The 18,687-nt window shown below is 44.7% G+C and carries 23 protein-coding genes and 2 pseudogenes; 12 read left to right on the forward strand and 13 right to left on the reverse strand.

Going from position 1 to position 18,687, the window contains the following annotated elements:
- Positions 1-521 precede the first annotated feature (521 nt).
- Together JCM19039_RS15025 and JCM19039_RS15030 are read left to right on the forward strand one after the other, a co-directional pair.
- Positions 522-1,286, forward strand: coding sequence for an ABC transporter ATP-binding protein (locus tag JCM19039_RS15025; protein ID WP_042428671.1), 765 nt, complete (start codon positions 522-524; stop codon positions 1,284-1,286).
- Positions 1,283-1,897, forward strand: coding sequence for an ABC-2 transporter permease (locus JCM19039_RS15030; protein WP_042428674.1), 615 nt, complete (start codon positions 1,283-1,285; stop codon positions 1,895-1,897). The genes JCM19039_RS15025 and JCM19039_RS15030 overlap by 4 nt, the downstream gene beginning before the upstream one ends.
- 6 nt (positions 1,898-1,903) lie before the next feature.
- Here JCM19039_RS15030 and JCM19039_RS15035 read toward each other — a convergent pair whose 3' ends face one another.
- Together JCM19039_RS15035 and JCM19039_RS15040 are read right to left on the reverse strand one after the other, a co-directional pair.
- On the reverse strand, positions 1,904-2,797 hold the full coding sequence (locus JCM19039_RS15035; RefSeq protein WP_042428677.1) for a LysR family transcriptional regulator: 894 nt from the start codon (positions 2,795-2,797) through the stop codon (positions 1,904-1,906).
- 28 nt (positions 2,798-2,825) lie between these two features.
- Positions 2,826-3,572: a sulfite exporter TauE/SafE family protein gene (locus tag JCM19039_RS15040; protein ID WP_238545083.1), complete on the reverse strand. Its 747-nt coding sequence runs from the start codon at positions 3,570-3,572 to the stop codon at positions 2,826-2,828.
- Positions 3,573-3,823: 251 nt separating this feature from the next.
- Here JCM19039_RS15040 and JCM19039_RS15045 point away from each other — a divergent pair, with 251 nt between their 5' ends.
- The 4 genes from JCM19039_RS15045 to JCM19039_RS15060 all read left to right on the forward strand — a co-directional run bounded on the left by JCM19039_RS15045 (position 3,824) and on the right by JCM19039_RS15060 (position 7,109).
- On the forward strand, positions 3,824-4,867 hold the full coding sequence (locus tag JCM19039_RS15045; protein ID WP_042428679.1) for an amidohydrolase family protein: 1,044 nt from the start codon (positions 3,824-3,826) through the stop codon (positions 4,865-4,867).
- Between the two features lie 14 nt (positions 4,868-4,881).
- A complete protein-coding gene (locus JCM19039_RS23285) occupies positions 4,882-5,031 on the forward strand; it encodes a Rieske (2Fe-2S) protein (RefSeq protein WP_081834559.1) in 150 nt (49 codons plus the stop codon).
- The gene (locus tag JCM19039_RS22380; protein ID WP_152550228.1) at positions 5,007-5,240 is read left to right on the forward strand and encodes a hypothetical protein; all 234 of its coding nucleotides are present in this window, start codon (positions 5,007-5,009) and stop codon (positions 5,238-5,240) included. Before JCM19039_RS23285 ends, JCM19039_RS22380 begins: the two co-directional genes overlap by 25 nt.
- Before the next feature lie 1,347 nt (positions 5,241-6,587).
- A complete protein-coding gene (locus JCM19039_RS15060; protein ID WP_042428684.1) occupies positions 6,588-7,109 on the forward strand; it encodes a topology modulation protein in 522 nt (173 codons plus the stop codon).
- A gap of 12 nt (positions 7,110-7,121) precedes the next feature.
- Here JCM19039_RS15060 and JCM19039_RS15065 read toward each other — a convergent pair whose 3' ends face one another.
- Entirely contained in the window at positions 7,122-8,081 is a 960-nt protein-coding gene (locus JCM19039_RS15065; protein ID WP_042428686.1) for an alpha/beta hydrolase, read from the reverse strand.
- Between the two features lie 153 nt (positions 8,082-8,234).
- On the opposite strand from JCM19039_RS15065, the gene JCM19039_RS15070 reads away from it, so the two are divergent.
- Both JCM19039_RS15070 and JCM19039_RS15075 read left to right on the forward strand, forming a co-directional pair.
- The gene (locus tag JCM19039_RS15070; protein WP_042428689.1) at positions 8,235-8,717 is read left to right on the forward strand and encodes a hypothetical protein; all 483 of its coding nucleotides are present in this window, start codon (positions 8,235-8,237) and stop codon (positions 8,715-8,717) included.
- Between the two features lie 196 nt (positions 8,718-8,913).
- Positions 8,914-9,741, forward strand: coding sequence for an STAS domain-containing protein (locus JCM19039_RS15075; protein ID WP_042428692.1), 828 nt, complete (start codon positions 8,914-8,916; stop codon positions 9,739-9,741).
- A 38-nt stretch (positions 9,742-9,779) separates the two neighbouring features.
- Here JCM19039_RS15075 and JCM19039_RS15080 read toward each other — a convergent pair whose 3' ends face one another.
- Positions 9,780-10,547, reverse strand: coding sequence for a hypothetical protein (locus tag JCM19039_RS15080; RefSeq protein ID WP_042428694.1), 768 nt, complete (start codon positions 10,545-10,547; stop codon positions 9,780-9,782).
- A 327-nt stretch (positions 10,548-10,874) separates the two neighbouring features.
- Positions 10,875-11,486, reverse strand: a complete 612-nt coding sequence (locus JCM19039_RS15085; protein WP_042428697.1) for a hypothetical protein — start codon at positions 11,484-11,486, stop codon at positions 10,875-10,877.
- A gap of 126 nt (positions 11,487-11,612) precedes the next feature.
- On the opposite strand from JCM19039_RS15085, the gene JCM19039_RS15090 reads away from it, so the two are divergent.
- Positions 11,613-12,878 carry a S41 family peptidase gene (locus JCM19039_RS15090; protein ID WP_042428700.1) on the forward strand — a complete coding sequence of 422 codons (1,266 nt, stop codon included), beginning with the start codon at positions 11,613-11,615 and terminating at the stop codon, positions 12,876-12,878.
- On the opposite strand, the gene JCM19039_RS15095 is transcribed toward JCM19039_RS15090, so the two are convergent.
- Positions 12,875-13,069: a hypothetical protein gene (locus tag JCM19039_RS15095; protein ID WP_042428703.1), complete on the reverse strand. Its 195-nt coding sequence runs from the start codon at positions 13,067-13,069 to the stop codon at positions 12,875-12,877. The two genes, JCM19039_RS15090 and JCM19039_RS15095, sit on opposite strands and share 4 nt — an antisense overlap.
- A gap of 5 nt (positions 13,070-13,074) precedes the next feature.
- Complete coding sequence (locus JCM19039_RS15100; RefSeq protein ID WP_052398854.1) at positions 13,075-13,767, reverse strand: hypothetical protein; 693 nt, start codon at positions 13,765-13,767, stop codon at positions 13,075-13,077.
- 39 nt (positions 13,768-13,806) lie between these two features.
- Between JCM19039_RS15100 and JCM19039_RS15105 the strand changes: the two genes are divergently transcribed.
- On the forward strand, positions 13,807-14,409 hold the full coding sequence (locus JCM19039_RS15105; RefSeq protein WP_042428705.1) for a TetR/AcrR family transcriptional regulator: 603 nt from the start codon (positions 13,807-13,809) through the stop codon (positions 14,407-14,409).
- Positions 14,402-14,945: pseudogene (locus tag JCM19039_RS15110) on the forward strand (DUF4256 domain-containing protein). Before JCM19039_RS15105 ends, JCM19039_RS15110 begins: the two are co-directional and overlap by 8 nt.
- A 238-nt stretch (positions 14,946-15,183) precedes the next feature.
- On the opposite strand, the gene JCM19039_RS15115 reads toward JCM19039_RS15110, so the two are convergent.
- Together JCM19039_RS15115 and JCM19039_RS15120 are read right to left on the reverse strand one after the other, a co-directional pair.
- Complete coding sequence (locus JCM19039_RS15115) at positions 15,184-15,750, reverse strand: NADPH-dependent FMN reductase (RefSeq protein WP_042428707.1); 567 nt, start codon at positions 15,748-15,750, stop codon at positions 15,184-15,186.
- Positions 15,747-16,816: pseudogene (locus tag JCM19039_RS15120) on the reverse strand (LLM class flavin-dependent oxidoreductase). The gene JCM19039_RS15115 and the pseudogene JCM19039_RS15120 overlap by 4 nt, the downstream one beginning before the upstream one ends.
- A gap of 121 nt (positions 16,817-16,937) precedes the next feature.
- Here JCM19039_RS15120 and JCM19039_RS15125 point away from each other — a divergent pair.
- Positions 16,938-17,291, forward strand: coding sequence for a helix-turn-helix domain-containing protein (locus tag JCM19039_RS15125; RefSeq protein WP_042428710.1), 354 nt, complete (start codon positions 16,938-16,940; stop codon positions 17,289-17,291).
- A 38-nt stretch (positions 17,292-17,329) separates the two neighbouring features.
- On the opposite strand, the gene JCM19039_RS28055 is transcribed toward JCM19039_RS15125, so the two are convergent.
- From JCM19039_RS28055 to JCM19039_RS15140, 4 genes are read right to left on the reverse strand one after another with little or no spacing between them, the layout of a single operon-like run.
- Positions 17,330-17,575 carry a GNAT family N-acetyltransferase gene (locus JCM19039_RS28055; protein ID WP_373975841.1) on the reverse strand — a complete coding sequence of 82 codons (246 nt, stop codon included), beginning with the start codon at positions 17,573-17,575 and terminating at the stop codon, positions 17,330-17,332.
- Between the two features lie 2 nt (positions 17,576-17,577).
- Positions 17,578-17,844, reverse strand: coding sequence for a hypothetical protein (locus tag JCM19039_RS28060; protein WP_373975817.1), 267 nt, complete (start codon positions 17,842-17,844; stop codon positions 17,578-17,580).
- The gene (locus tag JCM19039_RS15135) at positions 17,841-18,311 is read right to left on the reverse strand and encodes a helix-hairpin-helix domain-containing protein (RefSeq protein ID WP_238545084.1); all 471 of its coding nucleotides are present in this window, start codon (positions 18,309-18,311) and stop codon (positions 17,841-17,843) included. The genes JCM19039_RS28060 and JCM19039_RS15135 overlap by 4 nt, the downstream gene beginning before the upstream one ends.
- 19 nt (positions 18,312-18,330) lie before the next feature.
- Complete coding sequence (locus JCM19039_RS15140) at positions 18,331-18,678, reverse strand: DUF6176 family protein (protein WP_042428717.1); 348 nt, start codon at positions 18,676-18,678, stop codon at positions 18,331-18,333.
- Between the last annotated feature and the right edge of the window lie 9 nt (positions 18,679-18,687).

Here is an 18,687-nt window from a genome sequence, read left to right on the forward strand (position 1 = left end):
CAGCCCTCAAAATAGGCACTTTCGGTTCTCAACGGTCACAAATATCGCGATTTGTGACCGTTGACTGCGTTTATGTGCGAATCCACGTTTAAAATGATGATTTTCCCTTTCCGAACTGTCACAAATATGAACTTATGAGGCATTTGGGCTTCTTTTTCTACACCCTAGCCAGTAGGCAGAAAAGTGAACCGCGTCGCCCTTATGCTCTGGAATGTAAAGAAAACACGGAGCTGTCATTTGGCCACCGATGTTGCACTTGTAGTCTGGACTGCAACCCTCCCCCAGCAGTGAAAAGCAACAACTAACGGTGCTAATCAGGAAAAGATTTAATTGTTACCGTATAGGAAAAGGTTCCTAAATTATTTTAACGCAATTCTGAAGCAATATCGATGAATATTGGTAAAGTATGATTCCTAATCTCTATCTTTGCAAGATGTTAAAATCATTAGTCAAAACAGTACTCGGTGTAGCAGCTATAGATGATAGGATGGAACGTGAATCTATCGCTGAAGGAGAGGCCCATGGACCATATTCAATTTAATCAAGTTGCAAAAAAACGCGGCGATTTTGAACTGAACATTCCGTCTATAACGATCCAGCAAGGGGACATGCTTGGTGTGATTGGGAATAACGGTGCTGGAAAAACGACGATGATGCAGATGGTTTTAGGATTATTAACGCTTGATTCTGGCGAGCTTCGCCGCTTTCATGACGGGAAAGAGTTTCTTGATGTTGGGAAGTGGAAGCAAGATGTCGGCTTCGTGTATGATGACTTGCTCATGTATGACGATATGAAGCTCTCAAGACTTGGCAAGTTTCTTTCTGAACAATATCATTCTTGGGATGATGACCACTACCAATCGATGCTCGAGTCGTATAAGGTGGGTGAAAACAAAAAGATTAAGAGCCTTTCGCGAGGCATGAAGATGAAAGCTGGTTTTGCCATGGCGACGGCGCACCGCCCCCGGTTGTTAATGTTAGATGAGCCGACGGCTGGATTGGATCAAAAATCAAGAAGGCAAATGCTTCGGTTGTTGAAAGGAGCCAATGAACATGGTGTGACGGTGATTTTTTCTTCTCATATTTTAGGAGATATGGAAGAGTTGGCCGGTTCAGTTTGGTTGATGGACGAAGGAGAAGTGAAGGCGCACGGTAAAGTAAATGACCTGAAAAGCCGCTTCGGAAAAGACGAGGAAGGGAACGTCACCGCTAAAGAAGACGGAAGTGAAGACCTTGTCTCCTTAGAAGATCTTCATGACTTTTATTTAGGTGGTGAAGACGTATGATATCCTTATTCAAACTTGAAATGTGGCTATTCCGATATAGCCTTCCAATACTCGTCATCGGTCCATTTTTGCTCGGTTGGTTTTTTCCATCGGACAATGTAGTTAGCCCGTTAATCATCATTCTCGTACTGTCAATGTCACTCGTACAGTTGGAAGAGAAGAATGGTGTCGCCCGGTTTATGAACTCGCTGCCGCTAAATAGATCAGACATACTCCTCGCCCGTATTCTCGTTATTAGTACGTGCGGCTTCATGTGGTTGTTTTTTGAAAGTCTCGCGAGAGTCATGACAGGAACACCAATCACACCAGCACTCCTATTTTATATGGTTTCAATGATTGTGATGATCGTTTTACTTGCGACAATTTTGGCTATCACACTTAAACTGATGCGACCGGGAATACTGCGTTGGGTGATCATATTTGTTGTGTACGGTGTTGCAATTATACTGATGACTCTCGCCACGACAATCAGCACACAATGGTTTGCAGAACAAGTATCATCGTGGGTCACTTACAGTGCCACTATCGGAACAGCTGTAATGGGTGCACTATTGTTTTGGCTTCTCTTTATAGCCGGAATGGCGATTCACAAAAAGCAAGATGTTGTGTAATCGTATCTATTTAGGCGCCGCTAGTTGCTGTTTCACTTCTGTAAAAAACGAAGCAACTAATGGCTTTTCAAAGCGTTTTTCCTTTTTGACTGCCCAAAGGGTTCGATGAATGGATAGATTGGCAATCGGGATGTGAACGAAAGCACCGTGCCCGATCTCTTGTTCCACGACTAAGCGAGAGACGAACGCATAACCGACGCCTGACAACACGGCACTTTTTACAGCTTGGGTTGTGGATAGCTCGATGTATGGAGATGGTGGTGATTTCATTCGCTCGGACAGATGTTGTTCAACAATTCTTCGTGTGCCAGATGCTTCTTCTCGGGAGATGAGATGGTGAGGGTACAGGTCATCAATCACTAGTGATGTGCGTGCGGCCAACGGATGAGTTGGCGCGGCAATAGCGACAATCTCATCCGTAGCAATCGGTTCTTTCGTAAAATCATCTCCGCCAACCTCACCTTCAACAAATGCGAGGTCTAGTTCATCGGCATGTAAAAGGTCGAGAATATCAGGGGTATTAAGAATTTGTAGTTGCAATTCTCCGGGGGATTGTTGTTTAAACGAGCTAATAATCTTGGGGAGAACGTATTCACCAAGCGTGTAGCTGGCTCCGATTCGTAGCTTGGATTGGATGTGCTGTTGAATAAACAGAACGGCTTCTTTGGAGTTGTAGAACTCAGACACGATGGCGCGTGCATGCGGATAAAGTTGCTTGCCGGCTTCGGTCAAGGAGATCCTTCCTTGTTGTCGATTAAATAGCAGGCAACCAAACTCCTCTTCCAAGTCACGGACGCTCTTCGTGACGGACGGCTGGGTAAGGTATGCTTCCCGGGCAGCGCTACTAATGCTGCCTTTTTCTGCGATAAGGCAAAATAGTTCAAACGTGTGAATTTTCATCGGGTGTCCTCCTGTTCGTCTAACCGTCTCATATTACGAGTAGAACCGCAATGACGAACACGAGAGCTGCCAATAGTTTCGTGATAGCTGAGGCGTTAAAGCGTCTGGACATACGAGCACCAACGTATGCGCCGATAACTGCGCCAGCTCCGCACCAGGTAAGCAGCTGCCAATCAATCGTATCTGCGCCGACAGCAGAAGCTGCGCCGACAAACGAATAGATGCCAAGCGAGAACACAGACGTAGCCGTTGCCCGGTAGGCATCAATGCGAAATAGATAAATGAGAATCGGGACGAGGAGCCAACCGCCTCCAATGCCAAAAAAGGAAGAGATCGTTCCGATGATCAATCCAATGACGAGTAACAAAAAAATCTGTGGTCGCTCATTGGCCGAGGTGTAGCGAACTTCAGCCACCTCAGGCGGCTTCTTACATGTAATGTAAATGCCTAGACCTACGAGTAAGACCGCTAACCCATATTGAAACCAGTGCTCAGAAATTTGCTGTACGAAAAAGAGGCCGACGAATGTTCCAGGAATGGCGGCGACGCCAAAAAGAACCCCTTGTCGGATCAACACTCTTCCTTGTTTCAAATATACATACAGCCCACTAATACTATTCAGGAAAACGATAGCTAAGCCGGTTCCTGCAGCAATGTGAGACGGCGTATCAAAAAATAAAATGAGGAACGGAACGATAATAAACCCTCCGCCTGCGCCAATAATGATGCCGTACACACTTGCGATAAAACCGAGCAGAAACAATAAAATACTCATGAAGTTCATACCTTCTCTCACGTTGTTCCTTCTATCTTTACATAGTTGTTCGTGGATTTGGCTCAGTTTTGTAAAGCGTTATAGCCTATAACAAAATGGCATAGTTGAAAATGTGTCACTGATGCTCACTGAATATCACTGATGTTCACTGAACGAGCTCATCGCTTTATATGAGCGCTCAGTCGGTTTGTTGGAACACGTTCCCTTATGGTACATTTTTCAAAAAGTTGTAGTGTAAAGGGGATGAGTGAATGAAGTTAATCGATACAGATATACATGAGCGGGTAAGTTATGAACAGTTATTGCCGTATCTTGAACAGCCGTGGAAGCGGTATATTACGGACAGCAACTGGGTTCAGGAGAAGCATATGCCGTATACGCAACCAGCGGTTGCGGGTGTGGATCGTGCGGATGCGAAGGTGCCTGATGGGAGACCTGCTGGCTCTGATCTCGGTTTCTTGCAAGAGCAATTGCTTGATGCGAATAATCATGAATACGGCATACTTACGGGTGCGCTTGATCCTTCGCCGTCATCGATGCACGGATGGTATGAAATGGCGACAGCTCTGGCAAGTGCATATAACGATTGGCAAATTGACCATTGGCTCGAGCGAGATGAGCGGTTGTACGGATCGGTCCATATCGCCGCACAAGATCCTGCAGGGGCGGTTCGCGAGATTGAGCGTGTAGGAAGCCATCCGAAAATGGTTCAAATCTTACTTCCAATTGATGATATTTTGTGGGGAGACCCGTATTATCATCCGATCTATGAAGCGGCGCAAAAATATGACTTAATGATTGCGATGCACCATAATGAGCCACCAGTCTATTTTGGGAAGTGGCCACGGTATTTTATTGAATGGCACACGTTAATTCCAACATCACATATGAATCAAGTGACGAACATGATTTTCTCGGGCGTGTTTGAGAAGTTTCCGCGCTTAAAACTCATGATGATTGAAGGCGGATTTACGTACGCCCCGTTTCTAATGAGAAAAATGGATCAGCAATACAAAGACTTGCGCCATGAAGTGCCTTGGGTGAAGCGGATGCCAAGCGACATCGTATGTGAGCATCTGTGCTTTACGACCCAACCGCTAGAAGAGCTAAAAAAGTGGGAAATGATGCAAATGATTGATCAGATGGGAAGTGATCGCAATATTGCGTTTTCCACAGATTATCCACATTGGGATTATGATTCTCCGGAACGTGCCTTGCCGCCTGGACTGGATGATGAACTAAGACGGAAAATCTTTAGCGAAAATGCAAGAAACTTTTACCCAAAACTTCCATAGGAGATGAAGCACAAATGCAAAAAGTGGTAGGAACGACAGCGGATTTGTCCCCGGGAGAAATGATGGAAGCGGAGTTTAACGGCCGGTCGATTGTCGTTTGCCGAGCTTCTGACGGCGAGTTTCATGCGTTCACCAATGTGTGTCCTCATCAAGAGCTCCTTTAAGTAAAGGGAAATTGTGCGGGGCGCCCGTTGCAACAGAACAAATTGGGGAATATGACTTTCAACATGAAGGGGACATTCTTCGTTGCCCTTGGCATGGCCGTGAATTTAATATTAAAAATGAAGGTCGAACACTTGCCGCAGATGGAAGGCAGAAGCTACGTGAATACACGCTTTCTATTGAAGGTGAGCAGATCATGATTCATAAATAGTAAAGAGAGGCGGCCTGAGAAGGTCGTCCCTTTCGTCGTGGTGTGGCAAGTATGACTCATAATTTGAGGACATTCGCTTTGACAAACCGCTTGTTGCAGGAGTAAAGGGGAGGATTGTTCAGATTTCTTCGTAGACATGTGCAGTTTCTGGCACATATGCAATTGGGATATAATGGAATTTAGTCATTTGGATCGCACCCGAAACGATATAGATCACGTTAAAACAATGGTTTTTACCACACACTGGTCGATCTAGATCGTTTTCTTGATGATCTATATAGAATGAACGTAACATTTTCTTGACTTGCACTGTTGGGTTGGAGGGGTAGCGCGGTGCTAGGTGCCATTCTGCGCGCAAGTTTGCGCTCTTCACCGATTTTAGCGCCGATATCACCAAACTTGCGCGCAGATTCCAGGCTGAAGTGCCAACGACAAGTCGGCCCCAGAGGGCCGAAGCCAAACCGGATTCGGTTCGGCGCGAACCGCGCCGACGTCTTCGTAGCACAAAGGCGACATCGGTTCGGTGCTGCCTCCTGGCTACGGTGTGTGGAAAAAAGTCCAAATGCCCCATATATTCATTAATGTGACACTTGAGAAAGAAAAATGATGATTTTAAACGTGAATGCGCACATAAACGGTCTCAACTGTCACAAATATTGCGATTTGTGACATTTGCGTACCGAAAGTGCCCGGTTTGAGGCTGGATTGTCACATACGTGACCGGCCATCGCATGCTTGTGTCAGGTGGTGAGCTCGGTCACGACTTTTTACCCTTAGTCAAACGTTTTTCGTGTTGCCCGCAACCCTTGCAGTGACGAACAACGATCGGCAACGAGATGAATTTCAACAGACAATATGCAAGCACTCACACGCAAAGACCGATCTCGGTCATCCGATTCAGTGAAATTCTTTCGTTCAACTTATATAGATCGTTTTCACGATTTTCTGCTCGAGCATTGGCGTTGGCTCCTCATTTTCAGGAGATTGGCGATCTAGATCGCATTGGAACACCACGACGATCTACGAACACTCATTTCAACGCCGAACTTCAATCCTCTTTTTTCATATAAACCTCAAGCGCTAGCAACGACCGGCACCTCCGGTGCCGAAGATAAACCGTACGGTCTTTGGAATGTCTTGTTGGCCTTTGTGACCGAGAAGAGTGGTGGAATTTCTTACGCTGAGGTATGGAGAGGAAGGTTGATGAAGTAACAACCTCAAGAAACAGTTATTTCTAGATCGCTTTTACAGGAACGCAGATCCTCACCCAATAATGTAATGCAAAATTCCTTTTTTTAACTCATTTTGTAGTATACTTGTGTATTGCACTAGAGCGGGAGGGGTATGATGAATCGGATCATGGTGATAGGTGTTTCCCCAGGAGTTGGCAAGTCAACGTTCGCTAGAGAACTTGGCGAAGAGCTGCACATGAATGTGTATCACCTGGATGCTTATTTTTGGAAGCCAGGCTGGGTGATGAAAGCTGTTGATGAATTTGCTGCTGAGCAACAAGAGATTGTAGAACGTGAACAATGGATTATTGAAGGGAATTACAACAATACGTACGAGGTTCGTGTTGCCCATGCAGACACGATTATTTATTTAGAGCTTCCTCTCTACGTATGTCTTTATCGTGTATGTAAACGATGGATCAAAAATTTCGGGCAAACTCGTTCTGACATGGGTGAAGGGTGTAAGGAGAAACTAGACGTTGAATTTATTCGTTATATTGTGACAACGTATAACCGACGCAAAAAAACGATGAAGAAACGGTTGCAAGCATTTGAGGAACAGCGTTCTTTAAATAAAGTGATTGTATTAACGAATAAAAAAGCCATCCGCACCTATTTGAATACGGTATGCGGATGACGAGTGTGGCTGTTACTTTGAGGGTAAGGCGTGACGATGCAACACATAGGTAGCAGCTTGAATGTACTCAGCCATCGCGCGTTCACTTACTAGCGTATCCGGCGCAAGTCCTTCAAAGCCATGAAATGCGCCGGGATATAAGTGAAATTCTACATCAACACCGGCATGGCACAGTTTTTGAACGTATGTGAGCGTCTCGTCACGAAAAGGATCGAGCTGACCAACGCACGTATACGTATACGGTAGACCGGCTAAATCGTTGGCACGAGCGGGTGCGGCGTATGCGGATACGTCATCGGTCCCGTTTTTATTGTTCAAGTACATCGCCCAAGCTTTTTCATTCAAATCGTGATTCCAAATCATATGTCCGGTAATCTCAAGGCTTGACGGAGTATTGTTATAGTCATCAATCATAGGATATAGCGGCATTTGAAAACAAAGCTCAGGTCCTTGTCGATCTCGAGCGAGCAATGCTAAGGCAGCGGTTAGCCCTCCTCCAGCACTTTGCCCACCTACACCAATGCGTGTTCGGTCAACGCCTAGTTCAGCTGCATGTTTGGAAAACCACTCCAAGGCCATATAGCAATCCTCTAATCCCGCTGGATACGGATGTTCTGGGGCAAGTCGATAATCGACAGAAACAACGACACACTCTGATTCTGTAACAAATCGCTGGCACAATTGTTCATCTCCTTCAGGAGAACCAAGTACATACCCTCCACCATGGATCCATAACAAACCAGGTAAAGACCCTGAGCTGCCCTTTGGTTCGTACACACGAACACGAACAGGTGGGTGGTCGGATCTTGCTTCGGTGGTACGGTCGGTAATCATTACAGCTTCATTGATTGGAAGGGGAATCATTTCTGCGGCCATCGCCATTTGCTCCCGTGTCGCCGTCACATCATCTAGGTCAATCGCTGGAAATGTGAGAAGAGCCTCTCTTAGTTCAGAATCAATTCGATTTTCCATGGACTACACCATCCTTATTTGTAAGCGCTTACTTTTAGTATAGCAATATGAGGGGAGAAACAAAAAGATTTACGGTGCACATGCATGAAAAAAGTCGTATTAGGGTATGGTCATTAGAAGATACATAGATGAACGATGTGGAGTGTGAAGAGAATGGATGCGAAAGAAAGTATCAAACGAGAACTAAGCCGACATTATCGAAGAAAAATTGCACTGACACATGCTGTAGAGCTCATTGATCAATATTGCCATGAACTTGAGGAAGAGTTAAGTTATTTCCTTGAATTTGCCGATGACGACCTTTACTTCAACCAAGATAAAGGCATCGGGCATTGGGAAGTTGAACTTCCGTTAAATCGGGAAATTCGAATTACGTTAAGAATTGACGATGTTGGTGAGCCATTGAACGCAGAGGAAATTGATGTGGTCGTAAACAAAGACGGAAAAGCGATCTTTAAAGACGTACTCATCTACAATCCAGAAATTAATGCCGACGGGTTTATTTCTGAAACGATCAATGAAGAAATCTGTAATGACTTACTCAATAAATATTTTCGTGTGCTGCAACAAGATGATGCGGCAAAACAGTTCATGCGGCGATACGATGACAAGCGGATGGATGAGAGCTCTTCTTAATGAAGGGTTCTTTTTATGTGGATGGTAGTTTGCCTAAGACAGGAGTGACGATGAAAAATCGCGATAACGTATTGCAATCGCGGCATTGTACTTTACTTATTTCTACAATTTATTGGTTCATGCAGATGCCCTTTGATTCCACCCGAAAGTTATTTATAATAGAAGTGAAGGATTTATAGAGAAAGAGGGTATAGGGATGATGGACCGTAATAGTCTATTATATGGACGTTTTTTCGAACAATTGCAATCCGTTGTAGAACGAATTGTTGCGAAGACGGCACAGTCAACATCACGTACACTATCAAAAGATGAGCAAGAACTGCACAGTCACCTTCTGTATCGATTACTCCAAAAGGTTAAAAAAGAATTGGTCGTGCAAGAATCGACGGAAGATATAAATTTGGATTACGATCCAACGGACGTTCTCGCTAAGCAAGGTCATGACCTTGAGTATATCGTTGAATTGCTATCCCGCTTTCGTGTGCACGCGCTTGAGGAAATTGAACGAGAGTTGAAGCAGTCGTTTGGAGAGATTGATGACCAAAACCAAACGGAGCACATTTTTCCGTTTATTTTTCGAATGACAGAAATTTTTGACCAAGTGATTGCTAACTCCACTAAATATTATAATAGTCAGCATAAGTTACGCTTACTAAAATTGGAAGAGGAATTGTTAGAAGTATCTGCACCGATCGTACCGGTTCGCAAACACATTTCTGTTCTTCCAGTTATCGGTGTGATGAGTGAGGACCGAGCGACGCACATCCTAAATGAAGTGATCCCGAATGTTGCGAGCAAAGAAGTACAAATACTGATCGTTGATTTCTCGGGCATTCATATGTTCGATACGTTTGCCGCTTCCCGCTTTTTTACGATCACGCAGACGCTAGCTTTGTTAGGCATTCGTCCGGTCATTACGGGCGTTCGTCCTGAGATGGCACAAACGACAATCCAACTCGGTGTGAAGCTTTCGGACTTAGAAGTGTATCGTGATGTGAAGACGGCGTTAGAAGCGTTAAAATAAACCCTCATTGGTGTGCGTCAATGAGGGTTTGATTTGCTCTATGATTGCTCTTTTAGTTCCTGTAAACGTTGTTTGGCACCTTCAAGCGATTCGTCGTAGATTGAATCAATCGAGATTAGGATGTTACCTGCGGATTTTATCGCCTCGTTCGACCGCTCGTGTTGGTCTAATGCCACGTATACCTCAGCTTGTAACACGTAAGCCCGAAATAAAACGGGAAACGTGGCATCGTCAACGAATTTATGAAACGCAACTTCCAACGTGTTGCGTGCAGCAAGAGGGTCTTCTTTAGAATGAGCAAAGCGATACGCTTGTGCGAACGATTTTTCGAATTTCGACTGCAGTGCACCCACTCTTTCATCCTCTTTTTTCATTAATTCCGTAGAATCACCAAAGCCTTGAGACAAAATGATCGTATTGCCCGTAGGATCAGTAATGTTCACCCGCCAGTCCTCGGCTGTTTGGTTCATCCTCGAGATGCGCGGCAACCCTTTTACAGGAATTCGGCCATAATAGGCTTTAAGATTAGCGCGAAGCTCATCATTGATCTCTTTTAGGTTCGGGACAATGACCGAGCACCCTCCAACATTCCCTTCCTCTTCGTGTTTACGGTTGCCAAAGAAACTAAACTCGCCAATTCCTTTTTTAAAAACTTCAGCAAAACGATAAGGAGCCTTCTGATAATACGTAATCTGAAACCCCATCGCTGTATAAAACGCTAAATGATGATCAAATTCATGGTAATCACAGTCGAAAATAGGGATCGTCCGGTTGCGATTCAAACCATCGTCGTTTTTTTCACTCATGCTCGTCCACTCCTCTAGTTTTGGTAGGTGGAGAACTATCGTACCAAATACCGCTGAACATTTCCTATTGTTTTTTGAGTGGGGTAGCGAACATACATAGGGACTAACACTGATACGAGGTTTGATCACATAAATCGTCCTCGAAGGTAAACCGAATTATTCTTCAATAAAGCACTGCCTTCAGCCAATTCCTTTATCCGAGCACATGAATACTTAGAAATGCAATGTAGAGCAACGAGATTCAACCGACAAGTGTCGGCCAGCGCTCGGTGCTCTTTTTAATGACTTGTCCACGTATTTAAAGCAAATCATCGGACGATTTTTTAGCTATCCTCCTAAACCATCCCACCAATCACTGATGGATTGCAGGATGCGTTGAAAAAAGTTCGATTCTTCACTGGGCTCTTCAGTCTCCTCTACATCTAGCTCAGGCGTGTCCATCGGTTCAACGTAAATCATTTCGGATCCGTACTCCTCATACAGCGCGTCGCGATGGCTGTCGGTATACGGATCGATCCCGACATCGATCTGGTTTTCAAAAAGGTTTACACTAGTTCCGACAATCTGGAAGTCAAAACCCGTCTCGTCAGGCGGGCCGATGGTAATATTCTCTTGCTTTGTGAGCAACTCCTCTTCGGTAAAGGCGACTTCGCGGAATCTGACTTCGTCTTCCTCACTCGCTATCGCTTGGATGTCTTCTTGTTGTTCAGTAGAAATCATTTCTGTAAAAGAAAGCATAATAGCAGCATCTGCAAATTCGTCTTCTCGGTCTAAGTGAAGACTTGCAAATTGGTTGCTCTCCACATTGTCATGGATATAATCTTCAATGGCTTCAATAACGTTCGGTTCAGGTTCGTGTCCTAGATCGTCAGACGTGTTAGCAACGGATGTACCCATAAAGAGCACAATACCTAGGGTCAGGCTAACGTTTCGAAACATTGATACCTCTCCTTTTTTAATGAATAATCTGACTTTATGAATCTGACGTTTCATATGGCAAAAGGTTACAAGTGAAAGGATGTGAGCAATACGTTGTCGAAATAGGTCATAAGAAGGGGGCTACGTATGAAATACGTATTTTCTAAAGTCGTTGAAACGATGCACGCTGATTATGCGGGTAGTACGGATAAGCGCGGTTGGGATGATCCAGAGCGATATAGGAAGGAACTCAATGATCAACCATTATGTAGAGAGCAGTTCACAAATGTTGTAAAAGATTATTTACTTGACTTTGAAGATCCACATCTTTTTTTCGTCGATCGCAAACAGAAGGCTGTCGGTCAAAAAGATCGAGGTTTTCAACTTCGACGATTCAAGGATGAGCTATTTGTTACGCATGTGGGTCGAGAACAGAGGGTCGTCAAAGGGGATCGGTTCATTCGGTTAGACGATACGCCGGTCCACATAGTAAAACAGACGTACAATCGCCTGCTTCGCAATGAAACTGCAGAGCGTGAAAATTGGTCAAAAGTACTCCCGTATGTACAGTCTGGAACATTCATCGATCAAGAAGGAGCGGAGAGAACGATTGAGTTTACGAATTATCCGTCAGAGCCTCCTGTCGCAGTTCACGCTGTCCAGTCACTCGATCAAGACATTGCGTTAATCACCTTAACCGACTTCGCAAACCCTAATGATGTTCATGACTTACTTAAGAGAGAAAGAGAGTCGCTTTCCAAGAAGAAAAAATGGATTTTTGATGTACGTGTGAACCACGGGGGATCAGATGCTAGTTTTCATCCATTATTAGACTATGTAATGCCAATTGAAGGCGTTGAGCTGTACGACGAATCGGAGATGAGTCAGTACTTTTGTACAGAGAACAACACCGATCGAATGGTTCATTTTTTACACGAGCAATTGGAATCTGTTGAAGATCCTGGAACAGTCGACGTATTGACGTTCGTGATTCGTGAATGGGAGCGTCACCGCGGAGCAGGTTTTGTTGATTTCGATCATCAACAGGTTCTTCCAAATACATTTATCCGAGGACGTAGCGATGGACCGGAACACATCGTTCTTTTAACAGACGTCATGTGTGGGAGTTCTGGTGATTCATTTGTTGAAGTGTGCAAAAAGTCTAGCAAAGTGACGGTGATGGCGCGCGCGACGCTCGGTTTGAATGACTATGCAAACATTGTGACCGAAGACGTCGGCGAAGGATTTGAGCTCATGTATGCGACATCGAGGTTGAAGCGGATTGATGAAGGAAAAGGGATGACGGGTGTAGGGATTGTGCCCGATATCCATATCCCTTGGACACCAGACCATATCCATACAGATGTTGATCTACATCGTGCCATTCAGTTTTTGAACAAGTCATTCAATTAGTTCTGGTTTTCTGGCTTTTTAACAATAGACGTACCGACAATTCCTATAATTAATAGGATGATGGATGGTACGGACAACGTGTCAAACCAGTGACCACCGGGAATGTCTGGCAAGCTGTCAATTTGTTCTACGAGTCTAAAGCCAGTGAGTATGAGTCCTACGATCAGCAACAGTTGGAATACACGATACATGGAAATCATCCTTTCTTCTGGAAAATATACGTTGCGGAAATGATCGTATCAACGATGAAAACGATGCCCCAAATCATGGCGACGGAGTAGAATGTTTCGTTCGCATATGGGGTAGGCTCGTAACTTTCGCTACCGAACCAGTCAACGTCTAGTGTGAACAACTCGTTCACCTGTACACCACTCAAAACGAGAAACGACACTTGAGCCACAATGAATACGGCGAGGTGCACGAGCCAAGTGAATGTGTAATATTTCGCTTGAAAACGAGGGTCCTTATGCTTCTCCATCTCTTCGTAGTCTTTTTTTGTTAGCAGGTTTGGCGCGTCAATTCGCTTTCGCATCCACCGGTCCAGACGCTTGAAATCATGATAACCAAACGTGATGGCGTACAAAACAAATAGCGTCACGATAATTTGAAAGGCGGAAATTTCACCTGTTTGGCTATATACATACCAAGCGAGCCATGCTTCTAGAAATGTCAGTAAGATAAACCCAATTAGAAAGAACACGCTAAATGAAGGTTTTTTTACGATATAGCGGACAACAGCAAATGCAATCAAAGCGAGCAATCCGAATACTTCGATTGCGATGAAGATTTCCCATTGATGCGTAATGAGTAGATCAGAAATAAGGATCACCTCTTTTTTATAATTCACTTGAGCTAAAATAAAAATACCATGAAATAAATTAGTGTGCAATGATTTAACTCAACTGAATGAAAATGATATACTTGCAGTATGCCAAAAATAGTTGATCATGAACAAAGAAGGAAACAAATTGCTGAAACGACGTGGGAAGTCATCCGTGAACGTGGGATATCGCAGGCGACGACGAGAAACATCGCATCTCGAGCAGGGTTGTCGCAAGGGGCACTCAGACACTATTTCCCAAAGCATACAGATTTAATGGTGTTCGCGATGGACTCTGTCATTGAACGTGTGACCGAGCGGTTACAATCGTTGGACCAAAAAGGATTAGCGCCGCTGGAGAAAGTGGTTGAATATTTGACAGAATTACTACCGACGAATGATGCCAAGATGTTAGAGATGGAAGTTTGGTTTGCCTTTGTGTCCCATGCGCGCTCAAGTTCAGAGCTGGATGTTCAGTACGATCATTTACAAACGGCAGTTAAAGATGTGATTGTATTTCTCGACAACCGAGGGATACTACATCCTGATTTGAACGTTGCATTTGAACAAGAAAAATTGTACGCGTTTATTAACGGGCTAGCTCTCAATTTATATTTGGAGCCGGGAGTAAGAACAGAGAGTCAAATCAAAGAAATGATTGTAGATGACGTAAAAAAACGAATTGTTAATAAGGAGAAGAGCGATGACTGAAAACAATCAAGAACACATTGTGAGCATCTTAGCTGAGCGGTTCGATGCAAATATGCACCGGCATGAAGGGATGGAATGGGAAGTGATTCGAGAAAGAATCACACATGACCCGAAGCACCTTTTGGCGCTCCGGGCCATGGAGGATACAGGTGGGGAGCCTGATGTGATCGGCTACGACGAAACGTCAGACACGTACACGTTCGTTGACTGTTGTAAAGAAAGTCCAAAAGGCAGAAGAAGCGCCTGTTATGACAAACAAGCTCTCGAGTCACGAAAGAAGTTTCCGCCGAAACACAATGCGATGGATACCGCCGCTGAAATTGGGATTACCATTCTTACTGAGGAAGAATACCGGGCGTTGCAACAAGTTGAAGTGGTGGACACAAAAACATCCAGCTGGATTCATACCTGCAGATATTCGAGAACGGGGCGGGGCACTGTTCGCCGATTATCGGTACGGGCATGTGTTTATCTATCATAACGGTGCCGAGTCATACTACGGGGCGCGTGGCTTTCGTGGGAAGCTAAATGTGTAATAAAAAGAGGCCACCTTCGGTTGTGAGGTGGCCTCTTTTTATGTTTTTATGCTACCAATCCGCTGAGTGTATCGGCGGTAGGCTACCAGAAAATGGTAGTGAAGTACCGAAAACGAGCCTTATCGGCGGCAGGCTACCATAAAATGGTAGTAGAACACCGAACCCGTACACTTATCAGAAGAGCGCTACCAGAAAACGGTAATGAACCACCAATCGGTAGAATCCGAGCCGTGCGGACCTAGAAATCGTACAAATCGTCTTTTTTCTGAAGCATTTCTTGATACGTTTCGGCGAGGAGCATCGTATCTTCGACGAGGTTTTGTAAGCGAAAATGTACATCGTCGTTGACGATTTCTTTTTGATGAAAATCTTTCTCTTCAATGAAAACGAAGTTCTGTGACACATTCGCTTTCATATACGTCAGAATTGGCCGGAGTTGTTGTTCGGCGATAAGGTAATGCTTTGGGGAACCGGCGGTGACGACGATGCTGACGGTTTTGGTTTCTAATGCCCGTTCGGGTAGAAGGTCAAAGACATTTTTCAATGAACCAGGAATGGATGCTTGAAAGATCGGCGTTCCAATAATCAAGACATCGGCATCCATGATCGCCCGAGAGACGTGCTTTGTATCGCCTTCGTAATCGAGGAAATGACGTCCATCACTCCAGTCGAGATCTACGCTGGCGAGGTCAATTGTTGTCGCCTCTGCATTAGGGTAGCTTTCTTCGAGTACGCGCATCGTCTCCGCCATAGCTGTTCGTGTTTTTGAACCGATTCTTGAGCCAGATAAACCTACGACTTTCATGATGTGCCTCCCGGTTGTTGTTTTGTGTACTTGCGAATGGCTGGCAAGATCTCAGTGCCGATTAATTCGATATTTTTCTTGAGCTTATCGAGAGGAACACCGCCGAAATCCATCTGTCCAATAAACCGCTGGTTTCCAAACATCTCGTGCTGGTAGAGAATCTTTTCAATCACTTGTTGGGGGCTGCCGACATTGATAACACTTCGAAGGTCGCCACTTTGCGCGAAGGCTTGTTTTGGGAAGCCACGTCCGTTTGTTCTTTTCATCCCTTCATTAATGTGAGGTAGTATTCTCGCTGGGCTTCACTCGTCGTCTCTGCAGTATAGAAGAAGCCCGCAGTAGACACCGGAAGCGTGCTCGGATCATGACCATTCTCACTGGCAGCCTCGCGATAAGCATCGATCGTTTGCTTGAATTGGGAAGCGGCACCGCCTAAATGAGCAAGGAAAATTGGCACACCAGCATAACCCGCTTTAATGGCGCTCGCAGGCGAACCACCTACAGCACGCCAAATCGGTAGCCGGTCTTGATAGGCGCGAGGAATGACTTGCGCGTTTTCCAACGCGGGTCTGAATTTCCCGCTCCAATTCACCGTTTCTTGTTCATTAATTTGGCGAAGCAACGCAAACTTTTCTTCGTATAACTCTTCATAATCGTTCAGGTTATACCCGAGCAAATCGTAGAGCCCGATTCGTGAAGCTCTGCCGGCAATCAGTTCGGTCCTTCCTCCCGAGATCAAATCAATGGTCGCGAAATCTTCATAAACACGTACGGGATCGAGCGTACTAATAATCGTTGAACTGCTCGCAATCTTTATTTTTTCCGTCGCCTGTGCAATTGCTGAAAGCACGACGCTATGGGCTTGTGTTGCGAAAAATTCTTGGTGACTTTCACCAACAGAAACAAAATCAATGCCTGCCTCTTCAGCGAGCTGAGCAACTTCAATGATTTCTTGAATGCGTTGTTTTGTTGAGATGCGTTCTCCACTTTCGGGATGTGGCAAATGGTCGCCGAGCGTATATAATCCAAATTCCAATCCGTTTGGATCGAGACGATAGTCATTCATCATGACGAATCAACCTTTCTTCCTGTTCGTTCTAGTGTTAGTATGGGTGAAAGAAGCAGCTTTTGGAAGTACGCACTTTAATGATCTATAGTATCTAAAAAGATACCATTGGAGGACGACGATGAAATTTGAACCCGATTTATGCCGTGTTGAAGACGCGCTTAATATTATTGTAGGCAAATGGAAGCCAATCATTCTTCTTCATCTACTGCAAGCGGGCACGCAGCGTTTTAGTGAGCTAAAAAGCCATATGCCAGGCATTACCCAGAAAATGCTCACGAAGCAGCTTCGGGAGCTGGAAGAGGAAGATATTGTCGTGAGGAAAGTGTATGCACAAGTACCGCCGAAAGTAGAGTACTCGATCACGGAGTATGGTAGAACGCTGGAACCGATTCTCCATGCGATGCATGAGTGGGGCACGAAGCATCAAGCGCATCGTGAACAAAAAGAACGGAACACGAAAACCATCCCTTAGTAGACCTACTCTGGGATGGTTTTCTTTGAAACTCAGGCCTACGAGTGAATCGCTTTTTTCATAATCAAATCGATTTGTTCTTCGTCACCCATATAGAACGGGTGCGCTGAGACGTGGGTGAAGCCTTTCTTTTCATAAAACTGAATCGCGTTATGGTTTTCTTCCCAAACACCGAGCCAGATAAATTGTTTGTCCAAATCAGATGCACGTTCCAGCGCCTTTTTGAACAGTCTGTTGCCTAATCCTTGGTTTTGAAATGCTTGATGGATATAAATGCGTTCGATTTCTAACGCATCATCCCCATATCTTCGGTTTGTGCACCGTTATGGTTGATTTTTAAATAACCTGCGCGCTCATCACCGACAAACAAAAAATAAAATTCTGACGCTGGATGATCGAGTTCCGCTTTCAGTTTTTCGAGTTGATACGCAGTTTCAAGATAAGCATGTAAGTTTTCTTCAGAATTTTGCTCAGCAAATGTATCGGTGAATGTTTCAATGCTCATCGTTTGCAAGTGAAGTACTTCTTCTTTTTTGATGCGTGTAATCGTCATCGTTCATCCTTTCTGCCGATCGACTCATACCAGGCAGTTTGCGGCCTATTCGCAGGATAGCCATGTTCGGTTCGATACTGTTTTCTTATACTCGTAAAATGGTGCCACTGTTTCTCGCTGTTTGGGTAGTTGGCGTGATGAACAACACAGTGAATCTGATCTTCCACACACGGGTCTGTCCATACCCCTAAGCGAAGTTCTAGTTCACTCAGTAAAATTGCGGGGTTAGCGGTTTTCATCTCTTGCAGCGAATAGATACGTAATTGATACACAAGTTTTTCTGCAAGCTGATAACCAATGGATGGAATCTGTTGAAATTTCGAGAGCGCTTTTAGCTCTTTCGCCCGTTCTTTGGAAATTTGTAACAAGTCTGTGAGCTCTGCTGTAGGGATCGATTTTACGTCAGCGATTCGTCGTTTAGCTTTTCGAAGCTGGCGTTTTTCTTCTTCAGATAGTGGAAGTTTCATAAACATCCCTCCCAGTCGTCTATTCTTTCATACTAGCACGAACCGGTTCAGGAATCATGACGACTTCTTGAATGAGGTCAACAGGAGGTTCGGATTCGTCGATGCATTCCTCCCAAAACCGAAGGTGAGCATGGTCAACCCAATGGTCGGATTCTTCAACAGCTGTCCCACCTTCCCCTTGCGCGGAATACCAATACAAGTATTCCGTTTCCCCGACGGTTTCACTAAAAATCGTCTCCACATACATCTTTTCTCCAACGAGTGTTTCGGTCACTGCGTCCATATTCTGATTGAGAAAGTCCAGCCACTCTCGAACCGTCTGTGATTTTCCGGGTTTTACTAGGTAGCGTGTTAATTCAATTTTCATCATTACCTC

The sequence above is a fragment of the Geomicrobium sp. JCM 19039 genome, from assembly GCF_000698145.1.
Taxonomy (GTDB): domain Bacteria; phylum Bacillota; class Bacilli; order Bacillales; family Marinococcaceae; genus Geomicrobium_A.

Bases quoted from the DNA above. Each gene is read 5' to 3' on its own strand.
- JCM19039_RS15085 (WP_042428697.1), bottom strand. From the start codon at position 11,486: ATGTTTCGAAACGTTAGCCTGACCCTAGGTATTGTGCTCTTTATGGGT.
- JCM19039_RS23285 (WP_081834559.1), top strand. From the start codon at position 4,882: ATGCAAAAAGTGGTAGGAACGACAGCGGATTTGTCCCCGGGAGAAATG.
- JCM19039_RS15075 (WP_042428692.1), top strand. From the start codon at position 8,914: ATGATGGACCGTAATAGTCTATTATATGGACGTTTTTTCGAACAATTG.
- JCM19039_RS15030 (WP_042428674.1), top strand. From the start codon at position 1,283: ATGATATCCTTATTCAAACTTGAAATGTGGCTATTCCGATATAGCCTT.
- JCM19039_RS15125 (WP_042428710.1), top strand. From the start codon at position 16,938: ATGAAATTTGAACCCGATTTATGCCGTGTTGAAGACGCGCTTAATATT.
- JCM19039_RS15115 (WP_042428707.1), bottom strand. From the start codon at position 15,750: ATGAAAGTCGTAGGTTTATCTGGCTCAAGAATCGGTTCAAAAACACGA.
- JCM19039_RS15095 (WP_042428703.1), bottom strand. From the start codon at position 13,069: ATGTATCGTGTATTCCAACTGTTGCTGATCGTAGGACTCATACTCACT.
- JCM19039_RS15105 (WP_042428705.1), top strand. From the start codon at position 13,807: ATGCCAAAAATAGTTGATCATGAACAAAGAAGGAAACAAATTGCTGAA.
- JCM19039_RS15045 (WP_042428679.1), top strand. From the start codon at position 3,824: ATGAAGTTAATCGATACAGATATACATGAGCGGGTAAGTTATGAACAG.
- JCM19039_RS15060 (WP_042428684.1), top strand. From the start codon at position 6,588: ATGAATCGGATCATGGTGATAGGTGTTTCCCCAGGAGTTGGCAAGTCA.
- JCM19039_RS15040 (WP_238545083.1), bottom strand. From the start codon at position 3,572: ATGAGTATTTTATTGTTTCTGCTCGGTTTTATCGCAAGTGTGTACGGC.
- JCM19039_RS15080 (WP_042428694.1), bottom strand. From the start codon at position 10,547: ATGAGTGAAAAAAACGACGATGGTTTGAATCGCAACCGGACGATCCCT.
- JCM19039_RS15070 (WP_042428689.1), top strand. From the start codon at position 8,235: ATGGATGCGAAAGAAAGTATCAAACGAGAACTAAGCCGACATTATCGA.
- JCM19039_RS15135 (WP_238545084.1), bottom strand. From the start codon at position 18,311: ATGAAACTTCCACTATCTGAAGAAGAAAAACGCCAGCTTCGAAAAGCT.
- JCM19039_RS15065 (WP_042428686.1), bottom strand. From the start codon at position 8,081: ATGGAAAATCGAATTGATTCTGAACTAAGAGAGGCTCTTCTCACATTT.
- JCM19039_RS15090 (WP_042428700.1), top strand. From the start codon at position 11,613: ATGAAATACGTATTTTCTAAAGTCGTTGAAACGATGCACGCTGATTAT.
- JCM19039_RS28060 (WP_373975817.1), bottom strand. From the start codon at position 17,844: ATGACGATTACACGCATCAAAAAAGAAGAAGTACTTCACTTGCAAACG.
- JCM19039_RS15140 (WP_042428717.1), bottom strand. From the start codon at position 18,678: ATGAAAATTGAATTAACACGCTACCTAGTAAAACCCGGAAAATCACAG.
- JCM19039_RS15035 (WP_042428677.1), bottom strand. From the start codon at position 2,797: ATGAAAATTCACACGTTTGAACTATTTTGCCTTATCGCAGAAAAAGGC.
- JCM19039_RS15025 (WP_042428671.1), top strand. From the start codon at position 522: ATGGACCATATTCAATTTAATCAAGTTGCAAAAAAACGCGGCGATTTT.